At 31.2% G+C, this 5,159-nt stretch carries 2 protein-coding genes; both read right to left on the bottom strand.

What is annotated here, in order from left to right; genetic code table 11:
- Positions 1-167: 167 nt before the first annotated feature.
- Positions 168-2,786, bottom strand: a complete 2,619-nt coding sequence (gene bamA / locus E6A48_RS10420) for an outer membrane protein assembly factor BamA (protein WP_219710137.1) — start codon at positions 2,784-2,786, stop codon at positions 168-170.
- Positions 2,786-5,159, bottom strand: a 2,374-nt coding sequence (locus tag E6A48_RS10415; protein ID WP_219710136.1) for a translocation/assembly module TamB domain-containing protein, incomplete at its 5' end; no start/stop codon positions are given. The genes bamA and E6A48_RS10415, both read right to left, overlap by 1 nt.

Below are 5,159 nucleotides of genomic sequence, written 5' to 3'. Positions count from 1 at the left end.
TAAAAAGCCTAGGACTTACTACAGATATAACTAAAAAAGACAAAAACATTAAGCCAAAAATATAATATTTTTTCATAATTTATTTTCTCCTTTTATATTTTACTGACAAATTATTTATAAATATAATAAAAATTATAATAAAAACAGCAAAATAGCAATATATAATTTTAATAGAATGGATGGTTCATTGTAAAGGCAATGCCCCAACCTCTTCCAAGCCATTTACCAAGAGGAGAATAAGTATCACCCTCAAAGTCTTGGAATCCCTTACCAAATCCAATATCTTCTTTATTATAAACAAATCTCTTAGCAAAATAAAATCTAATATTAAATATAGGTATAGTAAGTCTCAAACCAAAACCTACAGAATACATATATTGTGAAGGGTCAAATATATCCTTAATATCCATAAATTGTGAAGGATAATTATAAGCATCACCGTCAAAATTAAGCCCTGTAGAATGAGGAAGCCATAATTGACCTGCATCAAGAAAACCAACCAATCCCAAAGTTTTTGGTATAATAGGTATACGAAGCTCTGCAAAGAACCTCACTTTAGCTCTACCATAACTCCAAGAATCTTTTTGACCATTTTCATTAGGCAAGTCATAAGTACTTAAACCTCTATTATATTTAAATATTGTATATTTAGAAGTATCCCAACCTCTAACATCTTCAAATGGGTTAAGATAATAAAGTACATCTGCATCGTTTTGAATAGGAAGACCTGGAATAGCTATAATCTGACCAATCTCACCATAGAATGCAAATGATAACCATTTAGTAGCAGGTATAGCTAAGAATCCTGTAGCATTTAATCTCATTAACTGAGTATGGTTAAAGTAGAAGTCCACTGTACCTCTTAAGAAACTTCCCTTTGTAGGGTTAAGATAATCGTTTCTGCTGTCTCTAAGAAGTGAGTATGACACTATAAAAGTAGTAAACCAATCACTTTGCCATCTTTGGAAACTTCCGTCTTTTTTATTTATTCTATGAACCAAATATTTTCTAATGTCATTCAATACATGGTCTGGACCTGCATCGCTTGCTCCTTGGTCATACCACTGCTGATACTGCTGTACAATGGTGTCAAATGTTAAGAAAGTTGAGTAGTAATCAAAGAAATAATAACCAACTCTAGCAATACCTTCAAAACCATGTCTTGTATAATAAGAATATTTAGGAAGTCCAAATTGGTCTGTACCTATTTGGTCACCTGTATTAACACTTTCATTAAAGTAAGATAAATCAAATCCCAAATATATAGGCAAATTAAGCAAATAAGGCTCTGCAAAGTTAACCGCTATTCTCTTTTGAGTCTGACCAAACTCACCACTTAAACCTAATTGTAAACCTCTTCCTAAGAAGTTGTTTTCTCTAATAGAAGCAAACACCTTAAAACCAGAACCAGTAGAGAAACCACCTCCTCCAGACACCATAGCTGACTTACCATCAGTAACATTAAGTCCAAGCTCCATAAGCCCTTCGGCAGAACCAGGTTTTACATTTATGCCTATATTATCAAAGAATTGCGTATTATATAATCTCTCTTGTACACGCTGTATTTTAGCAGAGTTAAATACCTCACCAGGTTTTATATCAATATATCTCTGTATAACAAAGTCTTTAGTTTTAGTGTTTCCTGATATTGTAATATTTTCTATATGTGCTTTATCGTTTTCAACTATATCATACATTATATTAACTATTTTATTCTCTTCATTAACTGATATAACAGGAATAACTTGTCTAAATATATAACCCTTTTCAGAATATTTATTTTGTATACCCTGATAATCAGCCATGTGATAAGTATAATTATATAAAGCACCCTTTTTAGATTTTATATCCGCCTGTATAACATCTGAAGGTATAACAAAATTACCTTTAAACCCTATATCTCCAAAATAATATTTATCACCTTCTGTGATGTAAATATCTATAATCAAATCCTGCTCATTTTTTACCTGCGGGTCTCTCCATTGATAAGTATATCGAACATTATTTACCTTAGCCTTGTAATAACCTCTATCAGCATAATACTTTACTATTTTAGACTTATCTTCTTCAAACTTAAACTCATTAAACTTACCCAAAGATAAGAAACCATTTTCTTTTGTAGACATTTGTCTTTTTAATTCATTAGGAGAGAAGTGAGTATTACCATGAAAACGAATACTAGATACTTTAACCTCATTACCCTCTACAATATTCATCTCTATTACAACATCAGAAGCCTCTTTATCTTCTGTAACCTTTGGCTCAACATAAGCCTTTAAATATCCTTTGTCTTGATAGTTGGTAATAATGGCATTAACAGCATCATTTAACTTCTGAGGTATATAAGGGTCTCCCACACGCATTATAGGTTTTATGGCATCATTTAATGCTGTTCTGCTTAAACGCTTATTTCCATTGTATATTATATCTTTAATGATAAATCTCTCTGCTACAACTATATTAAGTATGATACCGTCATCTTCTCTAGTAACATCTATAGCAACCCTGTCGAATGATTCTGTATTAAATAAACTTTTTATGGCATTATTAATTTCAGCTCTAGCAAATTTACTTCCTTTTTTAATGGGGAAATTATTTTTTACTTGATCCTCAGTAAGTCTTACTTCGCCTGTAACTATTATATCTTTAATAGTAAGACCTTCATAGACTGCAATATTTTGTGAAGTTTGTAAATTGTCAAAATCACTTTCAGCCGCCCTCAAAAATAAAAAAGCAGTTAAAAGTATAGTAATAAAAATAATAAAACGATTCTTTATAAATTTCACTAAAATCTCCAACGCGTAACTATGTTAAAGTCTTGTCCTGTTCCTTTTATATTGAAAGGGTTAATTTTATACTCAAATACAAAATTTGCAAGTCTGTAATTTTTTAGTAAAGACACCTCAAATCCAAATTGATGGTCAAAATAATAAGCGTCCACTGGTCTTCCTAACTCACTAGGTCTTGAAGCATCATTAACTCTATAAGTAACATCATATTTCAAATACAAATACTTAGAAATATATTTTCCTATCCCTACGCTAGTGTTATCCCAAACGGAAGAAGCACTAAGATTATTGTTATTTGTAACAAACAATAAGTTATTTACCACCGTAGGGCTTAAGTTAATATAATCTATACCCAAAAACTGCCTTACCCAACGCTCTACTGGTCTTAAAACAGTACTTCTCAATATTAAATCACTATAATTCATAGTAAGCTGCTGCAATTGAGCATTATTCATATTGTTAGCAGAGTTTATACTGTTGAAATTCTCGGCATAAACTTGATTTTCTCTATTACCAAAAGTACCCTGAGGTATGCCTGCTAATTGATTAACCTGATACTGTCCAAGCGAAGGAATAGTGTAGAATTTTACAGGAGAAATACCGCCTGTGCTGTCGGTTAATAATTGAGAAACACGGGCATTCATCTCCATATAAAGCGTAACACTCTCTCCAGAGTTTTGATATTCCAAAGAATCAGAAGAAACTGTAGTATTTGGAGAATAATATTTTTTGTATGTAAAAGCAGTTGCCTCTATTATAGGGTCATAACTATTAACATCTGGGAATGTTAAAGTACCATTTTCTATTTGATAAACATTTTGTAAATAATATATACTTCCTCTGTCAAAATTAATAGTACCTTCTAATTCTAATCCGTCTCTCAATGTACTGTATACACTCATTTTAGAGCCGTCTTCAAGATAAACATCTCCAACCAAATTGTGAGCAACTCTCACCTGCTGCCAAGCCTCTATAACAAAGTCCCAATAAATTTTACTAGCCATTCCATAAACATGCTCTTTATATGTGTTTTGAGGATTGATAGATAATTGAACATCGCTTTTCATTAATGTTAATGTTCCGCCTATTCTTGGTTCTGCTATATTTCCTCCAACTTGTAAATCTATGTGTAAAGGTCCTTTTATTTTTACAACATTGAGGTCTAATGAACCGTTTAAAAGACCTAACTGTTCATCTGATGAAAGCAAATCAAAAGCCATGTAATTTATATTGTTTTTAAATATTTCAGCTTCGCCTGTAATAGATAGATTCTTCTTACCCTTATAAGTAAATGTAAGATTATTTACATTAAACATGTTTCCATCAAAATTAAAATCTACAACTGTACTGTCAAACACGTCAGAGAAATATGCTATTTTTACCTTCTTGCCGTGTCCTAAAAATCTTCCATTAATTGCAATATCGTCTTTAGGTCCATGAACCTTTGCATATAAAGTATAAGGCTTATTATCAACCATAAAATTAGTTGGTGCTGATTGTATCTCTGTAAATAATACATTAAATATCTCAAATATCTCTACATTAAGTCTATCAGATGTGAGAAGCAAATCCACTTGGTCTTTACCTGTATCTTTTACAGTACCGTCAATATTGAGAATATTATAATCATCATAAACATATCTTAATGCTGTTTCATTAATTCCATCTATATTAGAAATACTTCCAGATATACCGTGACTTTTATTGTTTTCAAAAGTAATATAATCTTTTTTATAATTTACTATAGTGCCAAACTCTGGAAGCTTTCTTTTATTAATTATAATAGGTGTTGTTTGTATTCTAAACTCCTTGCTTCCATCGGCTAAAGAACGCATATTATAATTAATGGTGCCTGAATAAGTACTCAAATAAGATAACTTATCAACCTCTACAGTCATATTATGCAAATCTTTTGAAAAATAAGCATAAGGTATTTTTAACTGTTCGCCCGTCTTTTTAAATGTTCTTGATTTTACAATACCAATAGAGCCTGTTTTACTCATAAGTACATCTTTTATTTCAAGCTCATCTGTTTTATAATAACCAGTTAAAGATACATCATATCTATCGCCTAGAATTTCAAAGTCTTTTATATTAAACTTATCTAAATATACAACAGGGTCATTAAGAAGCCCTATTACAGTGGCATTGGCAGTAATGATACCATACATTCCACCTGCCGTAGTAAGATTAAAAGGCAAATCAGATATAGTGAGCTTTCCAAATACATTATTTTGATTAATAGAAGCATCTAAAGCAACAACTCCACTATTATCAGCATCTTTAAGTAAAGCCGTAAACTTATTAACTCCATCAGAAGAAGAAAGCAGTCCCTCACCATATACTCTATTATCACCATAATCTAATATT

The organism is Brachyspira pilosicoli, assembly GCF_019402445.1.
In the GTDB taxonomy this organism is placed as follows: domain Bacteria; phylum Spirochaetota; class Brachyspiria; order Brachyspirales; family Brachyspiraceae; genus Brachyspira; species Brachyspira pilosicoli_B.
The sequence above is the reverse complement of the archived record's forward strand: the minus strand, read 5'-3'. Positions and strand labels throughout refer to the sequence as shown.